This window comes from Rossellomorea arthrocnemi, assembly GCF_904424705.1.
In the GTDB taxonomy this organism is placed as follows: Bacteria; Bacillota; Bacilli; order Bacillales; family Bacillaceae_B; genus Rossellomorea; species Rossellomorea arthrocnemi.
The window spans coordinates 1-280 of the sequence record NZ_CAJGBF010000074.1 but is presented as its reverse complement, the minus strand read 5'-3'; the positions used below and the strand labels follow the sequence as shown (position 1 = coordinate 280).

Genomic DNA, 280 nt, shown 5'->3' with positions numbered 1-280 from the left:
GGGGTGAAGTCGTAACAAGGTAGCCGTATCGGAAGGTGCGGCTGGATCACCTCCTTTCTAAGGAAGATTTACTAAAACGTTTGACAGTCGAAGTTTTGTTCAGTTTTGATGGTTTAACCAGGTTTTTGCGAGAGCAAAATAACCATCCATCAAGGATTTTTGCGCAAGCAAAATATCCACCCATACTGTCTCTTCTGAGACAAATGATTGTTCTTTGAAAACTAGATAAAGATAAATTGATAGTCAAGAAATTACCGAGTATCGCCATTTTAGGTTTTAA

General features: G+C 38.6%; 1 protein-coding gene and 1 rRNA gene. One reads left to right on the top strand and one right to left on the bottom strand.

Annotated features, from left to right (window positions below):
* Positions 1 to 57: ribosomal RNA gene (locus BAA9072_RS24020) — 16S ribosomal RNA — on the top strand; the annotation flags it as partial.
* Here the strand turns inward: BAA9072_RS24020 and BAA9072_RS24400 are convergent.
* The coding region (locus BAA9072_RS24400; RefSeq protein ID WP_230980997.1) for a hypothetical protein at positions 47 to 280 on the bottom strand (234 nt) is incomplete at its 5' end. The two genes, BAA9072_RS24020 and BAA9072_RS24400, sit on opposite strands and share 11 nt — an antisense overlap.